Genomic DNA, 25642 nt, shown 5'->3' with positions numbered 1-25642 from the left:
GCTCACCCCCGCACGCCGTCCAGATAGCGCCGGGTATCTGCCAGGTCAACGACGCGCCCGTGCAGCATGTAGTCGAGGGCCGACTGGCCGTTGAACGGCGGTGCGTCGTTCACTTTATGCACCCATTCGTAGGCCTTGTCGGGGCTGCTGCTGAAAAGAATGCGCAGCGCCTTGTGGATGCCCATGAGATAGGAGATGCGCTCCAGGGTGTCATGCGGCAAGCGTACCTGGGGGATCTTCTTGTACTTGTGATAGGTGGTGTTGCCGATACCGCCCAGCAGGATACGCTGCTGGGCCGGAGTGCAGCCCCACAACGCCATGACGTTGAAGAAGAACTTCAACGCCACGCGACCGGCTTCAGGGCTGGCCGTATCGGGACGTTCGAGAAGCGGTTCGGCGTTCATGGCATGGCACCCAAAAATGAGTATTCGCATATGGATTATATGACAATCTTTATTCACATGCGAATTACCCTCTAATCGACGCGTTTAACCGCCTACCGTTTTACGGCACCATGAAGCCTTGCCCTAAGCAGGAAGCTCCGCCATGCCGTTCGCCTCCCTCCAGGAGAATGCCCTCACCCCCGGCTTCATGGTCGTTCACGGCAACCGCCTGGAAGACCTGCGCAGCGTGGCGGTGGAGTGGATGAAGCGCCATCCGCTCAGCCCGCTGGAGAACGAGACGATCCTGGTGCAGAGCAACGGCATCGGCCAGTGGATGAAGCTGGCGCTGGCCGCCGACGAGGCCGACGGCGGCAGCGGCATCGCCGCCGCGCTGGATGTCACGTTGCCGGCGCGCTTCCTGTGGCAGGCCTACCGCGCGGTGCTCAACCACGTGGAAGGCGACCCCAACGCGGTGCCGGCCACCTCGCCCTTCGACAAGTCGCACCTGATCTGGCGGCTGCTGCGCCTGCTGCCGGAACTGATGCCGCGCGACGAGTTCGCCCCGCTGCGCCGCTTCCTCGAAGGCGACAACGATCTGCGAAAGCACCATCAGCTCGCCGAGCGCCTGGCCGACCTGCTCGACCAGTACCAGGTCTACCGCGCCGACTGGCTCGAGGCCTGGGCACGCGGCGAGGACGTGCTGATCACTGCCCGCGGCGAAGCGCGCCCTCTCGACGACACCCAGCGCTGGCAGCCCGCCCTGTGGCGTGCACTGATCGAGGACGTCGGCGACGATGGCGTGGCCTCCAGCCGCGCCATGGTGCATCGGCGTTTCCTCGAGGCGGCGCGCCAGCTCGACTGCGACAACCGCCCCGCCGGCCTGCCGCGCCGGGTGATGGTGTTCGGCATCTCGTCGTTGCCGCAGCAGGCGCTCGAGGCGCTGGCCGCCGTGGCCCGCTGCAGCCAGGTGGTGCTGTGCGTGCACAACCCCTGCCAGCACTACTGGGCCGATATCATCGAGCACAAGGACCTGCTCCGTGCCCAGCGCTACCGCCAGCAGCGCAAGCAAGGCATGCCCGCCCGGCTCGACGTACTCGGCGTTGGCGACGCCAGTGGGGAAGGAGCGGAAAGCCTGCACCTGCACGCCCAGCCGCTGCTCGCCGCCTGGGGCAAGCAGGGCCGCGACTACCTGCGCTTGCTCGACGAGCACGATGACGCCCAGCAGTACGAGCGCCTGTTCGCCGCCGACTCGCTGCGCATCGACCTGTTCGAGCCCTTCGTGCGCGAGGGCAACGGCAAGCTGTTGCAACAGCTGCAGGACGACATCCGCGAGCTGCGTCCGCTGCACGAGACCCGCGACACCTGGCCGGCGGTGGATCCGCGCCGCGACGACTCCATCGTCTTCCATGCCGCCCACAGCCCCCAGCGCGAGGTGGAGATCCTGCACGACCAGTTGCTCGCCGCCTTCAGCGCCGACCCCAACCTCAGGCCCCGCGACATCATTGTGATGGTGCCGGACATCGACCACTACGCGCCGCACGTGCAGGCGGTATTCGGGCAACGGGAACGCGACGACCCGCGCCACATCCCCTTCACAATCTCCGACCAGGGCAGCCGCCACCGCCAGCCGCTGTTGATCGCGCTGGAGAAGCTGCTGCGCCTGCCGGAACTGCGTCTATCGGTAAGCGACCTGCTCGACCTGCTCGACGTCCCCGCTGTGCGCGCACGCTTCAGCATCCAGGAAAACGACGTCCCGACCCTGCGCCGCTGGATCGAGGGCGCCGGTATCCGCTGGGGGCTCAACGCCGGCCAGCGCGGCAGCCTCGACCTGCCGGCCGGCATGGAGCAGAACACCTGGGCCTTCGGCCTGCGTCGGCTGCTGCTGGGCTACGCCGTGGGCGATGCCGCCAGCGGCCCGTGGCAGGGCATCGAGCCCTTCGACGATATCGGCGGGCTGGAGGCGGCGCTGGCCGGCCCCCTGGCCGCGCTGCTGGAAACGCTGGAAGCACAGTGGCGCAGCCTGCGCGAGCCCACCGACGTGGCCGGCTGGGTGCAGCGCCTGCGCGCCCTGCTGGAAGCGAGCTTCGCCGCCGATACGCCCGAAGACAGCCTGATGCTGGCCCAGCTCGAACAGACGCTGCAGGCGTGGCAGGAGAGCGCCGAGGAGGCCGGTCTTTTTCGCGAACTGCCGCTCTCGGTGGTGCGCGAGCACTGGCTGGCCCAGATCGACGAGCCGAGCCTGTCGCAGCGCTTCCTGGCCGGTGCGGTAAACTTCGCTACTCTGATGCCGATGCGCGCCATCCCCTTCAAGCGCGTTTGCCTGCTGGGCATGAACGACGGCGGCTACCCGCGCAGCCACCCGCCGATGGACTTCGACCTGATGAACGGCGACTACCGACCCGGCGACCGCTCGCGCCGCGAGGACGACCGCTACCTCTTCCTCGAAGCGCTGCTCTCCGCCCGGCAGCAGCTCTACGTGAGCTGGGTGGGTCGCAGCATCGTCGACAACACCGAAAAGCCGCCCTCGGTGCTGGTGGGTCAACTACGCGATCATCTCCAGGCGGGCTGGCAAACGAGCGACGGCAGCAACCTGCTCGACGCCCTCACCACCGAGCATCCGCTGCAACCGTTCAGCCGCACCTACTTTCCCACCGCCGCACAGCAGGCCGAGCGAGACGTGGCTTCGCGGCGACTCTTCACCTATGCCCACGAGTGGCGAGAGGTGCATGGCGAAGCGAAGGCAGAAGCAGCGCCGCTCGAGCTCGAGGCTTTTACGCAGGACACACCGCTGACATTGGTTCAACTGGGCAACTTCCTGCGTGACCCGGCGCGGGCCTTCTTCACCACCCGCCTCAAGGTGTTCCTCGAGCGCGAGGACATCGTCAGCCTCGACCACGAACCCTTCGCCCTGGACGGCCTGGCCAATTGGCAGCTGCAGGACCTGCTGATCCGCGAGCAGCGCCGCGCCGTCGATGAAGGTCATGACCGCCTGCCCGCCCTGCTCGGCACCCTCGACCGCCTGCAAGGCCAGGGCGTGCTGGCCATGGGTGCCTTCGGCGAGCGCATGCGCGAACAGCTCACCGAGCCGATGGAAGAACTGTTCGAGGCCTACGAGGAAGCGCTGGAGCAGTGGCCGCGACAGATCGAGGAGCCCCAGCCGGTGCAGCTCAGCGTGCCCGGCGCGCCGCCCTTGGAAGATTGGCTCGACGAACTGCGCGAGAGCGAGTCAGGCGAGCGCTGCCGCCTGGTGCTTACCAGCAGCAGCCTGGTAAAGAAGGGCAAGTACCGCTGGTCGCACCTCCTGCGCCACTGGGTCGCGCACCTGGCCGGGCATCTGGATGGCGTCCCCATGACCACCCGGCTGCTCTCCAAGGCGGGCCACGTCACCCTGCCGCCGCTCGACCCGGAAGCGGCCCGTGTGCACCTGCGCGATATCATCAAGACGTGGCAGGCCGGCATGCAGGCACCGCTGCCGCTGGCCTGCGACACCGCCTTCGTCTGGTTGAGCAAGTTGGGCTCTTCACAACACCCACCCGAGACCGTCCGAGACAGCGACGCCTGGCGCGCCGCCGCCAGCACCTATCACGGCGACGACTTCAACGCCGGCGAAGCGGGCCGCAACCCCTACCTGGCCCACCGCTGGCCGAGCTTCACTGCGCTGTATGAAGCCCGCCACGACGCCTACGGCTTCGCCGAACTCACCGACCGGCTGCTCGCCCCGGTGCATCAAGCAGTGAAGGGGAAACGATCCTGAGGTCCCATCAGGTGTTACGCATAAGCCGTACGGAAAGCGCCTGAACGTAACGGCGGATAGGCTGGTCTGGCCGGAAGACCGCCGCCAGATGCCGCTCGGCCTGTTCCAGTTGGTTGCCGAGCTGCTGTCGCACCGTCTCCGCTCCGAGCAGGGCAACCAGTGTTGCCTTGCCTCGATCCTGGCCGGCATCCTTGCCAGTGCAGTCGCTCTCGTCGATAAGGTCATCGTAGTGTTGAAAGGCCTGGCCCAGCGCCTGGGCAAAACGGCTCAACTGCGCCGTGGCAAGTTCGTCCGCCCCGCCGACGACGGCGGCCATGAGCATGGCGGCTTCGAACAGCGAACCCGTCTTGAGCGCGTTGGTGGTCGCCACGGCCTGCGCCGAAGGCCTGCGGGAGTCGGCGTGCAGGTCACGATACTGCCCTTTCACCAACCCTTTCATGCCCGACGCCTCGGCCAGCCTGGCGACTAGCTGAGCACGCGCCTGGGTCGGTACGCTCGGCGTCGAGGCTACCAGGCGGAAGGCCTCGGTCAGCAGCGCCACGGCGGCGAGCACCGCCACGTCCTCACCGAACTGGCGGTGGACCGTGGGCTGGCCCCGACGCAGCTGGGCGTTGTCCATGCAGGGCAGGTCGTCGAGGATCAACGAAGCGCCGTGGACCATTTCCGTGGCGCACCCCAGGTCGAACAGCGTCGTAGCGTCGCTACCCAGGCCCTGCCCGGCCAGCACCAGCAGCATGGGCCTGATGCGCTTTCCCGGCGAGAGCAGGCACGCCCGCATGGCGAGCCCCACCGGCTCCTCTTCATCCTCCGCCAAGGACAACAGCTCCTCCAGCCGCATGACAAGGCGTTCACGCAGCTCGTCGAATTCGTCGGGAGCGTGGGAAACGCCGTCGATTCGTGGCACGGGTAGGTTCATCGCGCATCTCTCCTTCAAGCGCCAGCCAAGACGAGCTATAGGTTACGGGCACGGGTACCGCTGGTTGACGCGTCGCGCTATTAGACTAGGATCTTATACAAGAATTGCACAAGGCCTATATCCTAGCACTATAGTCCCTAACGCCGGCAGAAGCTTTGGTTCGGCAACTTTCTCTCCTTCCCAGGAGTTCATCATGGCCGACGATGACCTGATCCACCGCAAGAACGATCACTTGAACATCGTGCTGGGCATGGAGCCTAACGCCGCCCCGGTAACGACCGGCCTGTCGCGCTATCGCTTTCACCACTGCGCCCTGCCGGAAATGAACCTGGAGGCCATCGATCTCGGTACGTCGTGGTTCGGCAAACCGCTTCGCGCCCCGCTGCTGATCAGCTCCATGACCGGCGGCGCCACCCGGGCAGCGGCGATCAACCATCACCTCGCGGAAGCGGCCGAAGCCCTGGGGATTGCCTTGGGAGTCGGCTCGCAGCGCGTCGCCCTGCAGTCCGGCGCCGACCATGGTCTGACGCGCGACCTGCGGCGCTTCGCCCCCAGCGCGCCGCTGCTCGGCAACATCGGCGCATCGCAACTGCTCGAGCCCCAGGGGATCGACTGGGCCAGGCGCGCGGTGGAGATGATCGGCGCCGATGCGCTGATCGTGCATCTCAACCCACTGCAGGAAGCCGTTCAGGCCGGCGGCGACAGTGACTGGAGCGGCGTGCTCCGGGCTATCGAAAGGTTGGTCGTGGCACTCGACGTACCGGTGGTGGCGAAGGAGGTCGGTGCCGGCATATCGGCGCCGGTGGCCCAGTCACTGGTGGCGGCCGGCGTGGCAGCCATCGACGTGGCGGGGGCCGGCGGCACCAGCTGGGCCAGGGTAGAGGGCGAGCGTGCCAAGAACGCGAGCTCGCGACAGGTGGCGATGGCTTTCGCCGATTGGGGTATACCCACGGCCGAGGCATTGGTGAGCGTGCGCCGGGCCTTGCCGGATACGCCGCTGATCGCTTCCGGCGGTATTCGCAACGGCGTGGAGGTCGCCAAGTCGATTCGCCTGGGGGCGGATCTGGTAGCGCAGGCCGCCGCGGTGCTGCAGAGCGCCACGCAGTCGACCGATGCCGTCATCGAACATTTCCAGGTCGTCATCGAGCAGTTGCGTATCGCCTGCTTCTGCACCGGCAGCGCCAGCCTCGCTGAGCTGCGCCGCGCCCCCCTGTCACCGCTTGACGAACTGCCGTCCTGACATGGCCCATCATTTCGGTGTCGTCGCACCGCCCTTTCCCAGCCACTTTCGCGCCCTGCAGGCACTGGCGGATGCGCTCGTCGGGCGTGGCCACTGCGTCACCTTTCTGCACCAGCCGGAGGCCGCCCGTTGGCTCGACTCCCCTCAGGTTTCCTTCCACGCCGTGGGCCGCACCAGCCATCCACCTGGCGCCCTGGCACGTACCCTTCGCCTGGCGGCCCAACCGGGCGGGCCGCTGGATCTGCACCGCCTGATCGCCGACATGAGCCGTGCCACCGACATGCTGTGCCGCGAGCTACCCCGCGCGCTTGACACGCTCGGCATCGATGCCCTGCTCTGCGACCAGATGGAAGCGGCCGGCGGCCTGGTGGCCGAGGCCAGCGGACGGCGCTTCGTCTCGGTTGCCTGCGCCCTGCCGGTCAATCGCGAGCCCGGCCTGCCGCTGCCGGTGATGCCGTTTACCTATGGCCGCAGCGAGAAGCACGAGCGAGTCTATGCTGGCAGCGAGCGGACCTACGACCTGCTCATGGCGAAGCATCGCCGAACCGTGGCCCGGCATGCCGCGAGACTGGGGCTCTCCCCGCGCAGCGGGCTTCACGAATGCCTCTCGCCCTACGCCCAGATCAGCCAGACGGTCGCGGGCTTCGAGCTTCCCCGACGTGCCCTGCCCGCGCATTTTCACCACGTCGGCCCACTGCGTCCCGCAACGCCCTCCCACAGGGAGCCGGCGCCCAGGCTGTCCCCCGACAAGCCCGTGGTCTTCGCCTCGCTGGGAACGCTGCAAGGCCACCGTTTTGCGCTGTTCCGACGCATCGTGCGCGCCTGCGCGCCGTTGGACGTCCAGCTGCTGGTGGCGCATTGCGGCGGCCTTGAACGCTGGCAGGAAGAGGTGCTCTGGCGGGAGGGAGCGACCCGGGTGACGAGCTTCTTTGCGCAGCGTGCCATGCTGTCCCGCGCCGACGCGGTCATCACCCATGGCGGGCTCAACACGGTGATGGATGCCCTGGTCACGCGCACACCGATGCTGGTGCTGCCCCTCGCCTTCGACCAGCCTGGTGTCGCCACGCGCGTCCAGCATGCCGGCGTGGGGCTGCGCGCCTCGCCACGATTCGAGGGCCCTCGCCCAATGAGAGCCAAGCTTGTGAAATTGCTCGAGGGTTCAGGCTTCGCCACCGCCCTGGCCCGCCTGGGCGGGGAAGTCGAAGCCGCGGGAGGCACACCTCGCGCGGCGGATATCGTCGAGGAGGCCCTGCGGCCATGAAGGCTCGCCATGACCTGATCCTGGTGGGGGGCGGCCTGGCCAATGGCTTGATTGCGCTTCGCCTCAAACAGGTCCGCCCCGAACTCGACGTGCTCGTCCTCGAGCAGGAAGCCGCGCCGGGCGGCAACCATACCTGGTCGTTCCACGACAGCGACCTCACGCCCGCACAGTGGGACTGGGTCGGCCCGCTGGTAGGATGCCGCTGGCCGCAGCATGAGGTGCGTTTCCCCCAGCGCAGGCGCACCCTGCAGAGCGGCTACGCCAGCCTGTTCTCGAAAGACTTCGCCTCGGTACTGCGCGATACGCTCGGCAGCGACCTGAGGGTCGGCGTCCGTGCGGCGCAGCTCGACCCCACCCAGGTGCAGCTGGAGGATGGCCGAACCCTGCATGCCGGCGCGGTGGTCGATGGGCGCGGCGTGGCGACGAGCCCGCACCTGGCGCTGGGCTGTCAGGCTTTTCTCGGCCAGGAGCTGAGGCTGGCGCGTCCCCATGGTCTGAGCGGCCCCATCCTGATGGATGCCACGGTCGCCCAAAGCGAGGGGTATCGCTTCGTCTATGTGCTGCCCTTCACCCAGGACACGCTGCTGATCGAAGACACGCACTATGTCAACAGCGACCGGGTCAACAGCGACCGGGCCAACAGCGACTGGGCCAACAGCGACCGGGTCGACATGGGGCGGCTCGAACCGCAGCATCTTCGCGACAACATCGCCGACTATGCCCACGCCAGCGGCTGGCAGGTGCAGGCGATGCTGCGCGAGGAGAATGGCGTGCTGCCCATTACGCTGGCCGGGGACTTCGCTGCCTTCTGGCGCGAGGCCGATTCACAGCCGCGCAGCGGCCTGCGCGCCGGGCTGTTCCATCCCACCACCGGCTATTCGCTGCCTCATGCCGTGCGCCTGGCCGAGCGCATCGCCCGCCTCGACGACCTGAGCGCGCCGGCGCTGTTCGATGCCATTCGACGCGAGGCGCTCGGCGAGTGGCGGCGCCAGGGCTATTTTCGCCTGCTCAATCGCATGCTGTTCCTGGCCGGCCGCCCCGAGCAGCGCTGGCGGGTCATGCAACGCTTCTACGGCCTGCCGGAGCCGCTTATACAACGCTTCTACGCCGGGCGGCTGACCGCCCTGGACAAGCTGCGCATCGTCACCGGCAAGCCGCCGGTACCCCTGGGCGAAGCCCTGCGTGCCGCGCGGCTCGGCTCCCCTCATCAGATCAGGACAGGCAAATGACTGATTCTCCTCGCGCCGTCATCATCGGAGCCGGTTTCGGTGGCCTGGCGCTCGCCATCCGTCTGCAGGCCGGCGGCTATCGCACCACCCTGCTGGAGAAACGCGACAAGCCTGGCGGGCGCGCCTACGTCTACCAAGACAAGGGCTTCACCTTCGACGCCGGCCCCACGGTCATCACCGACCCCACCGCGCTCGAGGAGCTGTTCGCCCTGACCGGTCGCCGCATGGCCGACTACGTCGAGCTGCTGCCGGTCTCGCCGTTCTATCGCCTGTGCTGGGAGAACGGACCGGCTTTCGACTACCTCAACGACCAGGCCGAACTCGAACGGCAGATCGCCCAGCGCAATCCCGCCGACGTGGAGGGCTACCGCCGTTTCCTGAGCTATTCGCGAGCGGTATTCGAGGCGGGATATCGCAAGCTGGGCGCCGTGCCGTTCCTGAGCTTTCGCGACATGGCCCGCGCCGGGCCACAGCTCGCCCGGCTGCAGGCCTGGAAGAGCGTCTACACCATGGTGTCGCGCTTCGTTCGGGACGACCACCTGCGCCAGGCCCTCTCCTTTCATTCACTGCTGGTGGGCGGCAATCCCTTCGCCACCTCATCGATCTACACCCTGATCCATGCGCTGGAACGCGAATGGGGGGTATGGTTCCCGCGCGGTGGCACCGGCGCGCTGGTACAGGGAATGGTGACGCTGTTCGAGGAGCTTGGCGGCACGCTCGAGCTCAACGCCAGCGTGGATCGTATCGAGGTCGAACAGGAACGAGTGACGGCCGCGCATCTTGCCGACGGCCGCCGCTTCGAGACCGATGCCTTGGCCTCGAATGCCGACGTGATGCACACCTATGGGCACCTGCTGCGCGCCCACCCACGGGGCATCAGCGAGGCCAGGCGGCTCTCAGGCAAGCGCTTCAGCATGTCGCTGTTCGTGATCTACTTCGGCCTGGATACGCCACCGCCGCCCGGGCTGGCGCACCACACCGTATGCTTCGGCCCGCGCTATCGCGAGTTGATCGACGAGATCTTTCATGCCGAGACCCTGGCCGACGATTTCTCGCTCTATCTGCACGCTCCCTGCGTCACCGATCCCACGCTCGCCCCGCCCGGCGGAAGCGCCCACTACGTCCTCGCGCCCGTTCCACACCTGGGCAATGCGCCCATCGACTGGGCGCGTGAAGGCCCCCGCTATCGCGACCGCATTCTCGAGTACCTGGAACGTCACCACATCCCGGGGCTGCGCGAGCATATGGTCACCTGTCGTCACTTCACGCCCGAGGATTTCCGAGACGAACTCAACGCCCACCTCGGTTCCGCCTTCTCGCTGGAGCCAATCCTCACCCAGAGCGCCTGGTTCCGCCCGCACAACCGCGACGCCCGAATCGCGAACCTCTACCTGGTGGGCGCCGGTACGCATCCCGGTGCCGGCGTGCCGGGGGTGATCGGGTCGGCCAAGGCGACGGCCGGCCTGATGCTGGAGCGGACATGAACGAAGCACTCGTCGCTCACGCCGACCGGACCATCCAGGCCGGCTCGAAGAGCTTCGCGACCGCTGCACGGCTGTTCGACGCCGACACCCGCCGCAGTGCCGTGATGCTCTACGCCTGGTGCCGCTATTGCGACGACAGGGTGGATGGCCAGACGCTGGGATTTGCCGGCGAGCCCGGCGACGCCCCCCAAGGCATGGAGGGCCGTCGGCGCCTCGAGGAGCTGCGCGACCTGACCCGCCGTGCCTACACCGGCGAACCCATGGCCGAACCGGCCTTCGCCGCCTTTCAGGAAGTGATACAACGCCACGCCATCCCCGAGCGCTACCCCCTGGAGCACCTGGCGGGCTTCGCCATGGACGTTGACGGAACGCGGTACGCCGACTTCGACGACACCCTGCGCTACTGCTACGGCGTGGCCGGTGTCGTGGGAATCATGATGGCGCACATCATGGGAGTAGAAGAGGAGACGGTCCTGGATCGTGCCTGCGACCTGGGCCTGGCCTTCCAGTTGACCAACATGGCCCGCGACATCGTGGAGGATGCCAGGATGAACCGCTGCTACCTGCCCGCCGAGTGGCTGCGCGATGCCGGCATACCCGAAGATGAGGTCGCCGCCGCGGAACACCGCCCCGCCCTGGCGAGGCTGGCGGCGCGCCTGGTCGATGCCGCCGAACCCTATTACGACTCCGCACAGGGCGGGCTGCCGGCCCTTACGCTGCGCTCGGCCTGGGCGATCGCCACGGCCCATGGCGTGTACCGGGAGATCGGCATCAAGGTGAAGAACCGCGGCGCTCACGCCTGGGACAGGCGGATATCGACCGGCAAGGCAGAGAAGCTTCGGCTACTGGCCCAAGGCGCGAGGATGGCCGTCACGTCTCGCGACGAGACGCCCGCTCCGCGTCCGGAATCGCTGTGGCAGCGTCCTCTCTAGCCAGTGGACCGCCATGCCGCTCGCGCAACTGGCGCTTGAGCCGGGACACCGGAGGCGCGAAAAGGAAGCCGAACGACACGCAGCCCTCGCGGCCACGCACGGCATGGTGCATCAGGTGGGCCTGGTAGAGCCGCTTGAGATAGCCGCGGCGCGGCACGTAGCGAAACGGCCAGCGCTGATGCACCAGTCCATCGTGTGCAACAAAATAGAGGAAGCCGTAAGCGGTCATGCCCGCCCCGATCCACTGCAGCGGATACCTGCCCGCTGTACCCAGCGCGATCAGGACGATCGCAATGCTGGCAAACACCACGGCGTAGAGATCGTTCTTCTCGAACCAGCCGCGACGCTCTGGGGAGTCAGGCGGTTCATGATGCGATCGGTGCCACCCCCACCCCCAGCCGTGCATGATGTACTTGTGCGCAAACCAGGCAAACAGCTCCATGCCGACCACGGTGAGCAACACGATCAGGACTGGGGCGATCACGCTCATCGCGACAGCCCCTCCAGGGCCTCGCGCAACGCCTCGGGCGCATCGAAAGTGCGCCGATCCTCGACCACCAACCCCTCCAGGCCAAGCCACAACACCTCGTCGCCCTGGCCGAGATGCGCCGGCGCCACCTTGCTATCGTAATCGAGCAGGACACTGTAGGAGGCCGAGCGCATCGCGGGCACCATCACCATGCGCGTGATCATCTTGGGCATTCGCGAGACATCCGCCACGTACAGCGCCAGGTGCGACTCGAGGAAGCCCTCCGGTAGTCCCTCCAGTGCCTCGTTCACCACATCGGCCGCCTTGCGGCTGCTGGCCACCAGCAGCAAACGAGTCTCGGGTGCGATCATCACGGCATCACCGAACTGATCCTCCAGGGTCCAGGCTCTTACCCGTTCCCCTTCCGACTTGGCCTGTACGCCAACGCTGAACAGCACCAGAAGCAGCATGGTCAGGAGTTTCATCGACGCTTCCTCATCAAGGGGGCAGCTACAGCTTCATGGTAACCCAGCGCATGCCACTTGGCGCTGTACGGATAACGATCTCGTCATGCCGGCCGGAGTGCCTGCATTTATCGCCTCGACGTTTTGCGGCAACATACCCTTCAGCGTAGGGTAACTTGGCACGAAAAGGGCATAACCAACAGGGGAACAAGCATGAGCGAGGTCACGCAGCTCGATCCATTGGCATTTCCCCTGCACGGCAGCCGCCTGATCGAGGCCAGCGCAGGCACGGGCAAGACCTTCACCATCGCCCTGCTCTACGTGCGCCTGGTGCTCGGCGCCCGTTCGGAGGCCGACGACGCCGCCTTCGAGCGCCCGCTGACGCCGCCCGAGATCCTCGTCGTCACCTTTACCAACGCCGCCACCCAGGAGCTGCGCGAGCGCATCCGCACACGGCTGGTGGAAGCTGCGGCTGTTTTTCTGCAACCGGCGGAAGGTGCCGAGGGCGACGACCTGCTTCTTCAGTTGCGCGACCAATATGACTCTGCCACCTGGCCCGCCTGCGCCCGACGCCTGCAGCTCGCCGCCGAATGGATGGACGAAGCCGCCGTCTCCACCATCCACAGCTGGTGCTACCGCATGCTGCGCGAGCACGCCTTCGACAGCGGCAGCCTGTTCTCGCTCGATCTGGAAACCGACCAGACCGAACTGGAGCTCGAGGTGGTGCGCGACTACTGGCGCAGCTTCTACTACCCCTTGAACACCGACGAACTGGCCAGCGTGGTACGCCACTGGAGCACGCCCGAACAGCTGCACCAGGCGGTGCGAGGGCTGATGCCTGAAGCCGAGGCGCTAAACAAGAACGCCCCGCCCCCCGCCGAGACGGTTGCCAACGCCAGCCGCGAGACCGCCGAGCGCCTGGCCCAGCTCAAGGCGCCGTGGCCCAAGTGGGTGAACGAGTGCGAAGCGCTGTTCGAGGAAGCCGCCCAGCAGAAGGCCTTCAAGGGCCAGAGCTTCAATGCCCGTAGCCGCGCCAACTGGCTCGGCGCGCTGCGCGAGTGGTGCCAAAATGATGCCGCCTGGCCCGGCCTGACCGAGGCCGCCTGGAAGCGCCTGACGCCCCAGGGCATGGCCGAGATCTGGCTCAAGGGCGAGCCGCCGGACCACCCGGCCCTGGCCGCGCTGGAAAAGCTGCAGGAAGAGCTCAACGCCCTGCCCGATCCCTACGCCGACCTGCTCACCCACGCCGTGCACTGGTGCCGCGCGCGGCTCGATCGCGAACAGGAACGCCGCGCCGAGATGGGCCCCAACGAGCTGCTCACGCACCTCGACCGGGCGCTGGCCGGCCCCAACTGCGAGGCGCTGGGTACACAGATCCGCCGCCAGTTCCCGGTCGCCCTGGTCGACGAATTCCAGGACACCGACCCGGTGCAGTACCGCATCTTCGACTGCGTGTACCGCATCCGCGAGAACCGCCCAGAGTGCGGCGTGTTCCTGATCGGTGACCCCAAGCAGGCGATCTACGCCTTCCGCGGCGCCGACATCCACACCTATCTGCGCGCCCGCCGCGACACCGAAGGCCGCCACGTCACCCTGGGCACCAACTTCCGCTCCAGCAGCGAGATGGTCGAGTCGGTGAACCGCTGCTTCGAATTCGCCGAGGCGCATCCGCCCGGCGCCTTCCTGTTCAAGTCGCCCGAAGGGGACCCGGTTCCTTTCATTCCCGTCGGCGCCAAAGGACGCAAGGACTCTCTCACCCGCCACGGCCAGCCGCTACCCGCCATGACCCTGTGGCAGCTCGACTGCGACGAACCGCTCTCGAAGACCGCCTACCACGGCGAGATGGCCGAGCGCTGCGCCTCGTACATGGTCGAACTGCTCAACGAGGGCCAGCGCGGGAGTGCCGGTTTTCAGAGCGAGCAAGGCGAACTGCAGCCGCTCAAGCCCTCCGATATGGCGGTGCTGGTCAACGGCCTGGGCGAGGCGCGGGCGATCCGCCAGGCGCTGGCCCGGCGCGGGGTGAAGAGCGTCTACCTCTCCGACAAGGACAAGGTGTTCGCCTCGCCGGTCGCCCCCCAGCTCGACGCCTGGCTGCGCGCCTGCGCGGCACCCGACGACGACCGGCTGCTGCGCACCGCGCTGGCCACCCCGGTGCTGGGGCTGGATATCGCCACGCTCGACCACCTCAACGAAGACGAACTGGCCTGGGAAGGCCGCGTGATGCAGTTCCGCGACTATCACCGGCTATGGCAGCGCCAGGGCGTGCTGCCGCTGGTGCGCAGTATTCTCCACGACTTCGACGTGGCGCAGAGGCTGCTGGCAAGCGGGCCCGCAAGCGAAGGTGAGCGCTTCCTAACGGATTTATTACACCTTGGGGAGTTACTACAGCACGCCAGCCAGGAGCTCGACGGCGAACACGCGCTGATCCGCTTTCTCGCCGAATCCATCGCCCACCCCGAAGCCCAGGGCGATACCCACAAGCTGCGCCTGGAGAGCGATGCCGACCTGGTGCAGGTCATCACCATCCACAAATCCAAGGGGCTGGAGTACCCGCTGGTGTTCCTGCCTTTCATCTGCAGCCACCGCCCGACGAAGAAGGACGACTCGCCGCTGCGCTGGCACGACGCCGAGGGCCGGCTGCGCATCAGCCTGGAGGCCGACGAGGAGACGCTCGCCACCGTCGACCGCGAGCGCCTGGGCGAGGACCTGCGCAAGCTCTACGTGGCACTGACCCGCGCGCGCCATGCCACCTGGCTCGGCATGGCACCGCTCAAGGGCGGCGAAGGCAGCGCCATCGGCCAACTGCTGGCCAACGGCGACCTACTCGGCCCCACCGGCTTCAGTGAAGCGCTCAAGCGGCTGAAGGGCGACTGCGCCGCCATCGAGATCGCCCCCGCGCCGCCCGCCCACGCCCAGATCGTCAGCCGGAGCGAGCGAGACGACGCCTTGGGCGAAGCGCGTACGCCCGCACGCCCCGCCCGGGAGCACTGGTGGATCGCCAGTTACTCGGCGTTGCGCCTCTCCGGCGAGACCGTAACCGTCGATGCAGCGAGCGCCCCAGTAAGGACTGACTTACCCCCTAACCCGCAGGATAGCGAAGCGCAGCGAAGCGGCAGCCTTCCCGAGCCCGCCACCGCCATGGAGGCCACTGCGCTGGAGGTGATCGAAGAGCCGCACGACAGCGGCCAGAGCGAACCGCTACCTTCCTTGCACCGGTTTCCCCGCGGGCCCGGGCCCGGCACGTTCCTGCACGGCATTCTCGAGTGGGCGGGGGAACTCGGCTTCATCCGCGTGGCCCGCGACCCGGCCCTGCGCGAGGAGACCCTGGCCCGGCGCTGCCAGGTGCGCGGCTGGCAGCCGTGGCTGCCTACCCTGCACGCCTGGTTCGGCACCCTGCTCGCCGCTCCACTGCCGCTGCCCGATGGCGCGGGCAGCTTGCGGCTCGAAGCGCTGACGAGCTACCAGGTGGAGATGGAGTTCTGGTTCGCCTCGCGCCAGGTCGACACCCGCCGGCTGGACGCCCTCGTAAGTGCTTACACACTCACGAGCCCAGGCACCAGCCTGCCCCGCCCCGCGTTGGATGCCGATACCCTCAACGGCATGCTCAAGGGCTTCATCGACCTGGTGTTCGAGCATGAGGGGCGCTACTACGTGGCCGACTGGAAATCGAACCACCTGGGGCCGGACGACGCCGCCTACAGTTCGGATGCCATGCGCCAGGCCGTGGCCGATAAGCGCTACGACCTGCAGTACGCGCTCTACCTGCTGGCCCTGCACCGGCTGCTGAAGGCGCGCCTGCCGGGCTACGATTACGACCGGCACATCGGCGGCTCGCTCACCGTCTTTCTCAGGGGCGCGAGTGCCGAGAGCCGCGGCGTGCACGCCGAGCGCCCTTCGCGTGAGCTGATCGAAGCGATGGACGCGCTGTTTCAGGGCAACCCCCAAGCAGCTGGCAACCGCACCTCGACGGAGGCCCCGGCATGAGCAGGCGCAGCAAGAATCACGACGACGCCACCCCGGATCTGTTCGCCGATCTCGCTGAGGAATCAGGCGCCAGTAGCGAAGCCGGCAAGCGCGAACCCGCCAGGTCGGAACCGCCCCAGGCCGCGCTTCACGACACCCAAGCGCTGTTCGCCCTGCTCGACCGCTGGGTGGAACGCGGCTGGCTGCGCGCGCTGGACCGGGCGCTGGCCGGCTTTTTCCAGCGTGAGGTGAGCGACGCCCCTCCCCTGCTGCTGCTGGCCGCCGCACTCGCCAGCCACCAGCTCGGCCGCGGCCACGTGTGCCTGGACCTCGCCCAGACCCTGGCCGCCCCCGACCTGGCGCTCTCGCTGCCGCCGGAAGGTGACGACCTGAGCGACCCGCCGCCGCTGCCCAGCGACCTGCTGGCAGGGCTGGAACTCGCCACCTGGCGCGACGCCCTGAATCACCTCGCCCTGGTGGCGAACGGCCACGCCCCGGCTGACGAATCAAGCTCTACTCAACTTCCGGGCAATACCCCGCTGGTACGCAGCGAACGCGACGGCAGCGTGCGGCTCTACCTGCGCCGCTACTGGCAGTACGAGCAAGACATACGCGGGCTGATCGGCAGCCGACTGACTGCCCCTACCGAGGCAGCAACCGATACCGCCACCTTGGCCCGCGCCCTGGCGGCACTCTTCCCCGAAAGCCATGAGCTCGACTGGCAGCAGGCCGCCTGTGCCCTGGCCAGCCGCTCGCGCTTCGCCGTCATCACCGGCGGCCCCGGCACCGGCAAGACTACTACCGTGGTCAAGCTACTCGCCCTGCTGCAGGCGCTGGCCCTGGGCGAAACCACACAACCTGGCTCCGCCGCCCCGCGCCCGCTGCGCATTCGCCTGGCCGCCCCCACCGGCAAGGCCGCGGCACGGCTCAACGAATCCATCGCCAAGCAGGTGCAGGGCCTCTCGTTGGTGGAGCTGGCCAGCGCCGTGGGCCAACAGGGTGTGGATATCTCAACCCTGCGCGACAGCATCCCCACAGAAGTCACCACGCTGCATAGGCTGCTGGGCTCACGGCCGGATACCCGTCACTTCCGCCACCACGCCGGCAACCCGCTGGCGCTGGACACCCTGGTGATCGACGAAGCCTCCATGGTCGATATCGAGATGATGGCCGCCGTGCACACCGCCCTGCCGCCCCGGGCGCGACTGATCCTGCTCGGCGACAAGGACCAGCTCGCCTCGGTGGAGGCCGGCGCCGTACTCGGCGACCTGTGCCAGCGCGCCGAAGGCGGCCACTACACGCCCGCCACCGCCGAGTGGCTGGAAGCCGTGACCGGCTCGCCGATTCCCGAACCGTACAAGGACGCCAACGGCCAGCCGCTGGACCAGGCCATCGCCATGCTGCGGGTGAGCCACCGCTTCGACGCCAGTAGCGGCATCGGCCAGCTTGCCGAAGCCGTCAACCGCCCGCTCGGCAACAGCCCGGAGGAGAAAGAAACACACAAGGAGAAGAAGCGAGCGGTACGCGCTATCTTCCAGCAGGGTTACGCCGACATCGCCCGCCTCGCCCTGGCGGACGCCGACGACCCGGCGCTGGATCGCCTGGTGGTGAACGGCAACCCGGCCGCTTTCACCAATGGCGGCGAAGGCCGCCACGACCGCCGCGGTGAGACCATCGAAGCCCCGGTCGGCTACGCCCACTACCTGGAAGAGATGCAGACCAATCGCCCCGCTCAAACATATTTCGGCGAAGGCGAGGCGCGCCAACCCTATGACGCCTGGGCCCGCCAGGTACTCGACGCCCACGGCCACTTTCAGTTGCTGTGCGCACTGCGAAAAGGTCCCTGGGGCATTACAGGGCTAAACCCACGTATCGGCCGGGCACTACGCCGCGCCGGCTGGCTCAAGGCCAGCGACCTGGAGCTGGAACAGGGCTGGTTCGAAGGCCGCCCGGTGCTCGTTACCCGCAACGACTACTCCCTGGGGCTGATGAACGGCGATATCGGCATCACCCTTGCCGTACCCGAAGCCCGCAGCGCAACGGAGCAACCCGGCCGCACCCTGCTGCGCGTTGCGTTCCCCGCCAGCGACGGCAGCGGCGACATCAAGTGGGTGCTGCCCAGCCGCCTGCAGGCGGTGGAAACCGTATTCGCCATGACGGTACACAAATCCCAGGGCTCGGAATTCACCCACACCGCCCTGCTGCTCCCCGACGCCCCCAACCCCATCCTTACCCAGGAACTGGTCTACACCGGCATAACTCGCGCCAAGCATTGGCTGACACTGGTGGAGACGGGCCGGGGGATGCTGGATGAAGCGGTGACGAGGGAGGTGGTCAGGGTGAGTGGGTTGGGGAGGTTGTAGAGAAGCGGACATCACAGCATTTGTGATGTCGGCTTTCGGCCAAGAGCGGGCGACGCAATGCCATTAGCTTTCACCATATAATGCGTTCAACAGACTCGAAGCGCCCTAGGTGCGTCCCCCACAGCTGAGCCCACCTGGCTAAGTTAGGCTCTACTCGCATATTGGCAGTAGACGTCTTCGTACACCAGATGAGCTCATGTATTCGACTCGTAAGCCTTTTCGTCCAATGATTGCAGCGAGCATGGGGCGGCCATCCCGTCGACCCTTTGCAAGCCTTTGCCATTCGTTGATGTCGAGCCTCGAAGGTGTCGGGTGGTCTTCGGGGTGCGTATGCCACTCACCCAAGTACCTGATCAACGTGTTGCTGTCTTTCCATCGTTTCTCCACAATGCGCTGGTGCCCATGCAGTAGCCTCTCAAAGAAGTACTTATGCCGTTGATCCTTTGGGGTAGGTTCTGTGGCTTCAAGAACCTCTACGTGAACACCACGAACATGGCCAAGTAGGATGCCTCCCGCCTCCATGTCCTGCTCTCCTTGAATGTATCGCTCAAATATTTCGATCACAGGATGCGAAAAATAGACCAAGCCATCGCTATTAGCGACCCTCCAAGTATTCAAGAAGCGCATGCAGGACATCCTAGTTTCGGAAGGATGGTGACATCCCCCGCCGACGAATCATGCTCTCGGCTGATGACCCGAGTAGAAAGCGATGGCCAAGGCCTTTGATTGGCCCAGGCCAATGCAGTATCCAATCCCAATGCTGCTGCCTGAACGGAGACAGATGCCGGATATGCCACGTATTGTCCTTCACATCCACCCCCGGCAAGTACAGGATCAACGCCACCAAGCACCGATAAAAAATGCCCTTCGGCTTCATAATCACACAGACATCGGTAACATCCTTCTACGGGCTGCTTCCGTATATGCGACCTGACAGCCTCGCCCGAACCTTCAATCCACACATGCAATAGCGGAGTAGTAAACTCCTTACCTCTCTGACCCCCCATTCGCCCCAAAGCTTGCTGACCAGCAATCCATTGACTAAAGGGCTGTTCCCCAGTGGCATCGATGACGAGGTGAAATCCATTCAGATCTAGTGAGTAAGCATCGACGGGGAGAGCAATGACTCTCGATGATGGCATCCCCATCTTAATCTCCTCTACCAGTCCTTCAGCCTTATTTATATTAAGCCGATTTACTCCTAGACGGTGACGGCCGATATTCCCTGCAGCCAGCCACTGATTATCGACTAGTAGGAGCTCACCACCATCGCAACCTCCACCTGCTTTCACAAGCATGTCTGCTAGATAACCACCAATAGTCCCGCACCCAATAAGAAGAATTCGCTTTCCAGACAGCGTCTCTTGTCCTGGGATATTGCGACTCACAATGTAGCGATCGTCCAACCTAGCCACTGGCGCCAGAATGATCGGAGCGTCGAATATGGGCATGCTTTGATCGATCTTTTTTTTCCGTGGATGCTTTTGCAGGTCATGAATCAGAGCGCCGATCTGACCGACTGGTGTGTCAAGCACTACGGCATAGACGTTAGCTCCCCTCCGGTAGCCCTGAGCGATACGTTTGAGAATCTTCCTGCGGCAGTTGGGATCCAGAGCGGCTTGCCAGTCCAGTAGGGCCTTCACCGTTTTTGGAGGCCATGCATCAATGAGTGGCCTTGGCGGCGCCTTAGTTGTAATCTTGGCGGAGAGCCCAACACTTTCAGAAATGTCGGAGAAAAGATGACCGAGTTTAGCTTTAGTCCTTTCCGCATTATCCGAAAATGCTAGTCCATTCTCGCCACCTTCCCCCAATACGAGAGCGATTATCTCAGTAGAATTCACGCTCTCAATGTCAGTATAGCAGCAGGCACCATGCCAATACGCATAAAACTCCTCCTGTAAATCATTGACAAGGTCATTCGCCATTACCCTGTCGAGCACTTCCTCGGCTCTTCGCAATGCAGCAATCGTTTGAGTGACCGGCTTGTAGATATCGAAGACCGCAGTCGACGAGGACACATAGCACAGCAGCCCTGATGGTCCGACATGTGGTGCGATAGGAAGCAAGCTAGGCGGCAGAGGTGACTTCAAAAGGACGTTTGGGAATGAGCGAAGTTCACGGTCGACATAAACATCGCATGGCACCGCGCCAAAGCGAGTATTGAGGGCTCCTTCCAAGTGAAGATAGCCGGGGGTAGTTTGGCGCAGTAAACGTCGGAACCCCATCGGCTCTAGCGATTTGAGCAGCTGTGGGATCACCATGTTAGTTAGCCTGATTTCGAACGCTGAAGAATTTCCAGCTCACTGGGCTCAGGCTCAACAGCTGCAATCGCAGCAGGCAAACCAGAAGGTTTTCCGTCAATCAAATCTGGGCGGTTCGGGAAACGGTCCCCCAGCATCTCACGCATCCAGCGGCAAGCTTGCTCTTTTGCGCTTGCGCTGAGCGACATAGCAGCTTCAAGATATTTTGCAAACATCTCAAACTTCTCTGCTGCTGCCTCGATCTCTTCCTCCGAGAGCGCAGCTGTGAGATAAACATCTTGATCAATCGGGCTCAACACACCGTCACGCAGAGCTTGCGGCATGCCCTTCAAAACGGTTAAGAGCGCCTCGTCATCTCGCTTATACTCAAGCTCAAAGAGGGGGCAGGCTGCTGCCATCAAAAAAATTGAGCTCGGCCCTTTTTCATCCCATTGTTGGTCACGAAATCCCTTGATGTAGCGAATTACTCGACGCAATTGCTGCCCCTTGTCCTGAACCTCCTGCTCGAACCACTCTTTCATAGAAAGAGGATCTGACTTGATCCAGCCACGATCACAGGCCAGGAGAATCTGGTCGGAGGGTAGCCTCTTCCAGGTTTGGGTGGCCGCAGTGGCAGCGATACTATCAAGTGTCCTGACATTTCGCTCCTCCATTGCTGCCTTGAGGATCAAGTACTGTTCATCCGGGATCGCATAGAGAGGCAGATCAATATGAGCATAATGCGAAATCACAACCCGCATGCAAGTAGCTTTGCGTTTCAGCTCCCAACCGTAGTCATTACAGAGCGGCTGTAGTACTTCCATTACTGCCGCGTAGAAATCATCAATCGCTAGGTGAGGCTTCGTCTCTTCTTTCATGATGCTCAAAGGCAGGTAGACACCGTCATCAACGTCTGATTGTTGTGGTGGAGTCTGGCACGGGCGATTCAGCGTTTTATATGCCCAGGAACCCTGTATATAAAATTTTGGCTCGCACACCCTGCCTGTGTATCCCTTCTCCCGTAGTGCCGCTGGGAGACCTTCGCGAAGCGCATCTCGAATTTCCTTGCGGGCAACATCAATGCTCTTTTTTTCCTCTGGAGAGAGATCGAGAGCTTTCAGGAAAGTCGGGGGAGCTAGACTGCGACCATCCTCATGAAGAGAATCCTTGGTGGTGAACAGCAAAGGGCTCAGGTTAAGCATGAAGATTCTCCAGTCGATGGCTAACGAGCACCGTGCCTGGCTTGATGCTGACTCGTGCAATGAGAGGTGGCTCAACTTCCACCCCCTCCTTCCGTAGGCCAGCTACTAATACTCCCCTGGCTAATTAAGCACTCCTGCAGCGAAGCGGACACAAGCTGGGTAACATGCTGCCACAAAACTACATATAGGTCAACTAACAGTAAAATTGCACCATATGTAGGGTGGGCTGTACCTTCAGGACATGCTCATGTGCTTACTCAAGGCAAACCGAAAGCAGGACCTCACAGCCGCTCAAATGCAATCAGGCCCGCCGTATTCAGACCTTTGTTCCAATTGCGATTGGTCCAGTACTCCCCTTCAAGGGAAACCAGCCCATTCTTTTCATGTACCTCAACCCTAGCAGCCCCATAGTGGCAGCCGCTGTCCGTCACCTCTGGGTTTCGAGTGACATTGTGGTAGCAGTAGTTTAGCTCGATCGTCCCGTGCTCTGGATCTCGGCGGACCCCAACCATCGTCGTCGTCGACTTTGAATATTCATCGTTGGACTGAAATTTAATTCTCACACTAAATAGCCGTGAAGTGATGGTTACCTTCCCTTCTTTTTTGAATAGTGCATCTCCTTTATCCTCACCCACTAGCTGCCGCAAGATGTTCCAGTTTGAACGCATAATGACCTGCCACTCGCCGTCGATAGGAGGGAAATAATTTCCCACCCGAGGGAGCTTGCAGATCCAGGGAAACAGAGGGGTCTGGCCCAGACCGATCAGGAGCAAAAGTGTCGTAGCCACAGCGAGCTTGGCCAAAGACCAATAATCTCCAAGTTCACTTGGAGGAAAGAAGAAACCTAGCCCTACAAAAAAGAACAGACACAAGAAAAGCAAGTATCCCAGACACCTCTGAAAACCCAATACCTGATACATGAATTCACCTTTGAGAATGAGACATAAATATCACTATGACAGGGCGGGCAACGTCGCTGCGTCGCGCCTATTCTTGCCAGCAGGCACACGTCTGCACATCCCCCGGTCAGTATGACCGAAGAGATCATGAGCTTGGACTCTGAATCGCCCCTATTTTTGTAGGCGCTCGATGGTCGTTATGGACCGACTGTTGTCTATCACGACTGGCCGCTTTGGGTCGATACCGGCCAGCGTTGCAGGTAGCTGTGTTTGCGAGGTTGAATGGGCAGCGCTGGTAACCTGCTCTCGGCGGCCAGTCGTCAGCAGCGAGCCTCGGTGTCTTCTCTATCCATATGAATTGTCCCAGTGCGTACTGATGTGTCGTTATGTATCTTTGAATTTCAGCCTAGCACCGAAGCATGTGCTGTCCCATGACGAGAATCAACGGAACGACTAAAGGTAAAGCACTACAAGATCGAAAACCGCACCTCCTCCACCCTCACCCGAAAGAACGGGAAGTACGCTTCCGTCCCGAAGTGATTGCCCGCCTCGACCTTGGTGTGCAGGGTAACGCCTTCGAAGTTACGAAAGTCGTCGAGATAGCCACCGAAGGGCTGGAGCCGCCACTCCTTCTCGGGGTTGGCGTTGCTCCAGCGCTGGAACTGTACCCAACGCGGTTGGCCATCCTCGGCCACGGCGATCTCAATACCTTGCTCCAAGGTGCCGTGGGTGATGACGGCTCGTGCCTTGTCCGGCTCGCCGGTCTCTTCCCAGCGCACGCCGTGCTGCGGCAGCAAGGCTGCCGGGGCCCAGAAGGCGGCTTCTGCCGCCACACGGCCGAACGAGGCGCGCAGGTGGTTGTCGTCGCCCCCTGCCCTGGCGACAGGTAACGTGCCGTTGAGCCAGAAGCGCGTCCAGGAGTGGCCGTTGGCCATGCCGTCCGAGCCGCTCATCTGCATGAGCCCGGAGCCGGCCCGTTCGAGGTGCCAGATAAAGCCATACGGTGGGGCGAGAAGTTGGCGTGCCCGCATCGGGCGGTAGCCGGGTGCTTCCTTGGTGCCGAGGCCGATCTCACCGCTCATGCGAATTTCGCTGACGCGCTTAAGTGGGGTGCCAGTGGCGATGGTAAAAAGGAAGTAGCGCCGTGCCGCGTCGGGCAGGCCTTCGACCATGGCGGGATCGAATGTCTCGACCGTGGCGGGCGCTTGGGACTGCAGCCAGGCCCAGGCCTTCTCCGTCGCGTGGTTATCGGCCAGGCGCCAGGCCTGCATCGTCACTATGCCTACCACTACCAGCGCGAGCAGCAGGCCAGCGGCCATTACCAGGTATGCCATTCGCCTGCTCCTTCGCTCCGCTGCCGTTCTCGTCTTAGTCTTCGGATCCTAGCCTTCAACCGACGATGACCTTCTTGTCGTCGAACGCCAAGTGTTGCGCTATTGCCTGCATGCTGGCCAACGGCTGTTCATAGCTCCACACCACATCGCGTCGCGTACGTCCTTGCAGGGTAGGTAGAGGCGCGACGGGGTAGCCACGCTCACCCAGTTCGATGGCGCGGGTAGTGTCGGCGAGAAGCGTATCGCCAATCTTCACTTGCAGCTGATCCTAGCATGGTGGCGGCCTAGGGCTGCTCTAGGGATAAGTTGCCAAAGCATCGTTGGCGTGGAGGCTTTCGACACCGAATCGGCCAGTGGCAGGCTTTCGCCATTTAAGCGACAATTATCCAAAAATCGCCATTTGGTAAGCGAGATTGTCATGGCCCTGACCCGGCTACCCGTCGAAAAACGCCAACAGATGAGTGCCGCGGCGATGCGGACGTACCCCAACATCGCCAGCGACTGGGGGCTGAAAGAGCAGGAAGCCGCCTTGCTGCTTGGCGTGCCTGAGTCGACCTACCGGCGCTGGCGCAAGCAGCCCACGGCGGCGCGTCTCGACGTCAATCACCTTGAGCGCATGTCGTTGATTCTGGGGATCTACAAGGCCCTGCAGATCCTGCTGCCGCGGACCGATGCTGCAGATTCATGGTTGCGCCGTCCTAACCGTAACCCCCTGTTCGCAGGCCAATCCCCTCTGGATCGGCTGCGCAGCGGCCTGGTGCAGGATCTCTATGTGGTCCGCCAATACCTCGATGCGGCCCGAGGCGGGGGCCATGCGTGACGTTTCCGCTCTCCCCTGTCTGCTGGCGCCCCTGCTACCGAGTCATTCCGTCGCGTTTCCCGCCTATCGACCTGTTCGAGCGAGTGGCGGCACCTGATGACTGGGCCCTGCTCCAGGCGCTCGAGGGGGAAACCTCGGCGCGTCTGCGCGAGCGGGCCGGGGCGATTCACCTGGTACGTGAGGAAGACCGACGATACGGCCCCGGCTGGTCGCCGGTGATGGCGGCGTTCTGTTACGTCAGCGAGCGCGGCTCCCGTTTCACCGACGGCACCTTTGGTGCCTACTACTGTGCCTTGACCGAGGCCACGGCCATCGCGGAAAACCGCTTTCACGCCGAGCGCTTCCTGCAGGAATCCAACGAGCCGCCGATGCAGCTCCAGCAGCGGGTCTACCTGGCGGACCTTCAGGGCGAACTCGTCGACTTGCGCCATAACCCTCCTGGGGCCGAACCTCTGCTGGACCCGGAGGACTGGGGCGCGGGCCAAGCATTTGGCCGCAAGGCCTGGGAGTCCCATGCCGATGGTATTGTCTACCCCAGCGTGCGAGATCCAGGTGGTGAGTGTGCCGCGGTGCTTCGTCCGCCGGTATTGTCGCCGACCTGGCAAGGGAGGCACCTTGGCTATGAGTGGGACGGTGAGCGGATTCGCCATGTCCTCGAGCTTCGGTTAGTCGAGTGAGGCTTAGGGACG

The 25642-nt window shown here is 64.2% G+C and carries 20 protein-coding genes; 10 read left to right on the top strand and 10 right to left on the bottom strand.

Annotation, left to right across the window (positions count from 1 at the left end):
• Window positions 1-2: 2 nt before the first annotated feature.
• Window positions 3-404, bottom strand: a complete 402-nt coding sequence (locus ACOJCM_RS12295) for an antitoxin Xre-like helix-turn-helix domain-containing protein (protein WP_445212336.1) — start codon at window positions 402-404, stop codon at window positions 3-5.
• A 142-nt stretch (window positions 405-546) separates the two neighbouring features.
• Between ACOJCM_RS12295 and recC the strand changes: the two genes are divergently transcribed.
• Window positions 547-4137 carry an exodeoxyribonuclease V subunit gamma gene (gene recC / locus ACOJCM_RS12290; RefSeq protein WP_445212335.1) on the top strand — a complete coding sequence of 1197 codons (3591 nt, stop codon included), beginning with the start codon at window positions 547-549 and terminating at the stop codon, window positions 4135-4137.
• A gap of 7 nt (window positions 4138-4144) precedes the next feature.
• On the opposite strand, the gene ACOJCM_RS12285 is transcribed toward recC, so the two are convergent.
• Complete coding sequence (locus tag ACOJCM_RS12285) at window positions 4145-5053, bottom strand: polyprenyl synthetase family protein (protein ID WP_445212334.1); 909 nt, start codon at window positions 5051-5053, stop codon at window positions 4145-4147.
• Window positions 5054-5246: 193 nt separating this feature from the next.
• On the opposite strand from ACOJCM_RS12285, the gene fni reads away from it, so the two are divergent.
• From fni to crtB, 5 genes are read left to right on the top strand one after another with little or no spacing between them, the layout of a single operon-like run.
• A complete protein-coding gene (gene fni, locus ACOJCM_RS12280; RefSeq protein ID WP_445212333.1) occupies window positions 5247-6293 on the top strand; it encodes a type 2 isopentenyl-diphosphate Delta-isomerase in 1047 nt (348 codons plus the stop codon).
• 1 nt (window position 6294) lies between these two features.
• Window positions 6295-7554, top strand: a complete 1260-nt coding sequence (locus tag ACOJCM_RS12275; protein WP_445212332.1) for a glycosyltransferase — start codon at window positions 6295-6297, stop codon at window positions 7552-7554.
• Window positions 7551-8783: a lycopene beta-cyclase CrtY gene (gene crtY / locus ACOJCM_RS12270; RefSeq protein ID WP_445212331.1), complete on the top strand. Its 1233-nt coding sequence runs from the start codon at window positions 7551-7553 to the stop codon at window positions 8781-8783. Before ACOJCM_RS12275 ends, crtY begins: the two co-directional genes overlap by 4 nt.
• Window positions 8780-10267, top strand: a complete 1488-nt coding sequence (locus tag ACOJCM_RS12265) for a phytoene desaturase (RefSeq protein ID WP_445212330.1) — start codon at window positions 8780-8782, stop codon at window positions 10265-10267. Before crtY ends, ACOJCM_RS12265 begins: the two co-directional genes overlap by 4 nt.
• Window positions 10264-11199, top strand: coding sequence for a 15-cis-phytoene synthase CrtB (gene crtB, locus ACOJCM_RS12260; protein WP_445212329.1), 936 nt, complete (start codon window positions 10264-10266; stop codon window positions 11197-11199). Before ACOJCM_RS12265 ends, crtB begins: the two co-directional genes overlap by 4 nt.
• Here crtB and ACOJCM_RS12255 read toward each other — a convergent pair.
• Window positions 11138-11689 (bottom strand): sterol desaturase family protein, encoded by a 552-nt coding sequence (locus ACOJCM_RS12255; protein WP_445212328.1) that lies wholly within the window; start codon window positions 11687-11689, stop codon window positions 11138-11140. The genes crtB and ACOJCM_RS12255 overlap by 62 nt on opposite strands.
• On the bottom strand, window positions 11686-12153 hold the full coding sequence (locus tag ACOJCM_RS12250) for a hypothetical protein (protein ID WP_445212327.1): 468 nt from the start codon (window positions 12151-12153) through the stop codon (window positions 11686-11688). The genes ACOJCM_RS12255 and ACOJCM_RS12250 overlap by 4 nt, the downstream gene beginning before the upstream one ends.
• A gap of 192 nt (window positions 12154-12345) precedes the next feature.
• Here ACOJCM_RS12250 and recB point away from each other — a divergent pair, with 192 nt between their 5' ends.
• Both recB and recD read left to right on the top strand, forming a co-directional pair.
• Window positions 12346-16116 (top strand): exodeoxyribonuclease V subunit beta, encoded by a 3771-nt coding sequence (recB, locus tag ACOJCM_RS12245; RefSeq protein ID WP_445212326.1) that lies wholly within the window; start codon window positions 12346-12348, stop codon window positions 16114-16116.
• Window positions 16113-18458 (top strand): exodeoxyribonuclease V subunit alpha, encoded by a 2346-nt coding sequence (gene recD, locus ACOJCM_RS12240; RefSeq protein WP_445212325.1) that lies wholly within the window; start codon window positions 16113-16115, stop codon window positions 18456-18458. The genes recB and recD overlap by 4 nt, the downstream gene beginning before the upstream one ends.
• A gap of 150 nt (window positions 18459-18608) precedes the next feature.
• Here recD and ACOJCM_RS12235 read toward each other — a convergent pair whose 3' ends face one another.
• From ACOJCM_RS12235 to ACOJCM_RS12210, 6 genes are all read right to left on the bottom strand, one after another.
• On the bottom strand, window positions 18609-19085 hold the full coding sequence (locus ACOJCM_RS12235; RefSeq protein WP_445212324.1) for a Mov34/MPN/PAD-1 family protein: 477 nt from the start codon (window positions 19083-19085) through the stop codon (window positions 18609-18611).
• Window positions 19073-20719, bottom strand: coding sequence for an E2/UBC family protein (locus ACOJCM_RS12230; protein WP_445212323.1), 1647 nt, complete (start codon window positions 20717-20719; stop codon window positions 19073-19075). Before ACOJCM_RS12230 ends, ACOJCM_RS12235 begins: the two co-directional genes overlap by 13 nt.
• A gap of 5 nt (window positions 20720-20724) precedes the next feature.
• Complete coding sequence (locus ACOJCM_RS12225; protein WP_445212322.1) at window positions 20725-21900, bottom strand: CBASS cGAMP synthase; 1176 nt, start codon at window positions 21898-21900, stop codon at window positions 20725-20727.
• Window positions 21901-22181: 281 nt separating this feature from the next.
• Window positions 22182-22820: a Cap15 family cyclic dinucleotide receptor domain-containing protein gene (locus ACOJCM_RS12220; protein ID WP_445212321.1), complete on the bottom strand. Its 639-nt coding sequence runs from the start codon at window positions 22818-22820 to the stop codon at window positions 22182-22184.
• Window positions 22821-23266: 446 nt separating this feature from the next.
• Entirely contained in the window at window positions 23267-24133 is an 867-nt protein-coding gene (locus ACOJCM_RS12215; protein WP_445212320.1) for a DUF6544 family protein, read from the bottom strand.
• A gap of 55 nt (window positions 24134-24188) precedes the next feature.
• The gene (locus tag ACOJCM_RS12210; protein WP_445212319.1) at window positions 24189-24389 is read right to left on the bottom strand and encodes a DUF427 domain-containing protein; all 201 of its coding nucleotides are present in this window, start codon (window positions 24387-24389) and stop codon (window positions 24189-24191) included.
• Window positions 24390-24551: 162 nt separating this feature from the next.
• Here ACOJCM_RS12210 and ACOJCM_RS12205 point away from each other — a divergent pair, with 162 nt between their 5' ends.
• Both ACOJCM_RS12205 and ACOJCM_RS12200 read left to right on the top strand, forming a co-directional pair.
• Complete coding sequence (locus ACOJCM_RS12205) at window positions 24552-24953, top strand: MbcA/ParS/Xre antitoxin family protein (RefSeq protein WP_445212318.1); 402 nt, start codon at window positions 24552-24554, stop codon at window positions 24951-24953.
• A complete protein-coding gene (locus ACOJCM_RS12200; RefSeq protein WP_445212317.1) occupies window positions 24950-25630 on the top strand; it encodes an RES family NAD+ phosphorylase in 681 nt (226 codons plus the stop codon). The genes ACOJCM_RS12205 and ACOJCM_RS12200 overlap by 4 nt, the downstream gene beginning before the upstream one ends.
• Window positions 25631-25642: the final 12 nt, after the last annotated feature.

The organism is Billgrantia hypersalina (assembly GCF_052584175.1).
Note: the sequence above shows the minus strand (reverse complement) of the source record. Positions and strands in the feature narration are given on the sequence as shown.

Excerpts from the sequence above, each read along its gene's own strand:
- ACOJCM_RS12285 (WP_445212334.1), bottom strand. The coding sequence starts at position 5,053 with ATGAACCTACCCGTGCCACGAATCGACGGCGTTTCCCACGCTCCCGAC.
- recC (WP_445212335.1), top strand. The coding sequence starts at position 547 with ATGCCGTTCGCCTCCCTCCAGGAGAATGCCCTCACCCCCGGCTTCATG.
- crtB (WP_445212329.1), top strand. The coding sequence starts at position 10,264 with ATGAACGAAGCACTCGTCGCTCACGCCGACCGGACCATCCAGGCCGGC.
- recD (WP_445212325.1), top strand. The coding sequence starts at position 16,113 with ATGAGCAGGCGCAGCAAGAATCACGACGACGCCACCCCGGATCTGTTC.
- ACOJCM_RS12225 (WP_445212322.1), bottom strand. The coding sequence starts at position 21,900 with ATGCTTAACCTGAGCCCTTTGCTGTTCACCACCAAGGATTCTCTTCAT.
- ACOJCM_RS12295 (WP_445212336.1), bottom strand. The coding sequence starts at position 404 with ATGAACGCCGAACCGCTTCTCGAACGTCCCGATACGGCCAGCCCTGAA.
- recB (WP_445212326.1), top strand. The coding sequence starts at position 12,346 with ATGAGCGAGGTCACGCAGCTCGATCCATTGGCATTTCCCCTGCACGGC.
- ACOJCM_RS12275 (WP_445212332.1), top strand. The coding sequence starts at position 6,295 with ATGGCCCATCATTTCGGTGTCGTCGCACCGCCCTTTCCCAGCCACTTT.
- ACOJCM_RS12265 (WP_445212330.1), top strand. The coding sequence starts at position 8,780 with ATGACTGATTCTCCTCGCGCCGTCATCATCGGAGCCGGTTTCGGTGGC.
- ACOJCM_RS12250 (WP_445212327.1), bottom strand. The coding sequence starts at position 12,153 with ATGAAACTCCTGACCATGCTGCTTCTGGTGCTGTTCAGCGTTGGCGTA.
- ACOJCM_RS12205 (WP_445212318.1), top strand. The coding sequence starts at position 24,552 with ATGGCCCTGACCCGGCTACCCGTCGAAAAACGCCAACAGATGAGTGCC.
- fni (WP_445212333.1), top strand. The coding sequence starts at position 5,247 with ATGGCCGACGATGACCTGATCCACCGCAAGAACGATCACTTGAACATC.
- ACOJCM_RS12215 (WP_445212320.1), bottom strand. The coding sequence starts at position 24,133 with ATGGCATACCTGGTAATGGCCGCTGGCCTGCTGCTCGCGCTGGTAGTG.
- ACOJCM_RS12235 (WP_445212324.1), bottom strand. The coding sequence starts at position 19,085 with ATGCGCTTCTTGAATACTTGGAGGGTCGCTAATAGCGATGGCTTGGTC.
- ACOJCM_RS12220 (WP_445212321.1), bottom strand. The coding sequence starts at position 22,820 with ATGTATCAGGTATTGGGTTTTCAGAGGTGTCTGGGATACTTGCTTTTC.
- crtY (WP_445212331.1), top strand. The coding sequence starts at position 7,551 with ATGAAGGCTCGCCATGACCTGATCCTGGTGGGGGGCGGCCTGGCCAAT.
- ACOJCM_RS12230 (WP_445212323.1), bottom strand. The coding sequence starts at position 20,719 with ATGGTGATCCCACAGCTGCTCAAATCGCTAGAGCCGATGGGGTTCCGA.
- ACOJCM_RS12255 (WP_445212328.1), bottom strand. The coding sequence starts at position 11,689 with ATGAGCGTGATCGCCCCAGTCCTGATCGTGTTGCTCACCGTGGTCGGC.